This is a genomic window from Streptomyces sp. NRRL WC-3549, assembly GCF_000721935.1.
Classification (GTDB): Bacteria; Actinomycetota; Actinomycetes; order Streptomycetales; family Streptomycetaceae; genus Streptomyces.
This window is the reverse complement of sequence record NZ_KL585471.1, coordinates 2,531-2,966: the sequence shown is the minus strand read 5'-3', so window position 1 is coordinate 2,966 and position 436 is coordinate 2,531. Positions and strand designations below refer to the sequence as shown.

Sequence of the window (436 nt, the reverse complement as noted above, 5' to 3'; positions counted from 1 at the left end):
GGTGGTGGTGGTGTTGAGGTCGGTGGGGGCACGGTGCTGGTGACGGGTGCCAGTGGTGTGCTGGGTGGTTTGGTGGCGCGTCATCTGGTGGTGGAGCGTGGTGTCCGGGATCTGTTGTTGGTGAGTCGTCGGGGTGTGGATGCTCCGGGGGCGGCTGGTCTGGTGGCGGAGTTGGAGGGGTTGGGGGCGCGGGCTCGTTTCGTTGCGTGTGACGTGGCGGATCGTGCGGCGTTGGCCGGGGTCCTGGCGGGTGTTGCCCCGGAGTCTGTGTTGTCGGGTGTGGTGCACACGGCGGGTGTGCTGGATGACGGTGTGGTGTCGTCGTTGACGCCGGAGCGGTTGGCTGCGGTGTTGCGGCCGAAGGTCGATGCGGCGTGGCATCTGCATGAGCTGACGCGTGGCATGGATCTGTCGATGTTCACGCTGTTCTCCTCCG

1 protein-coding gene is annotated in these 436 nt (G+C 66.7%); it reads left to right on the top strand.

Annotation, left to right across the window (positions count from 1 at the left end):
* On the top strand, positions 1-436 hold a 436-nt coding region (locus tag IH13_RS41890; RefSeq protein ID WP_158791549.1), incomplete at both ends, for an SDR family NAD(P)-dependent oxidoreductase.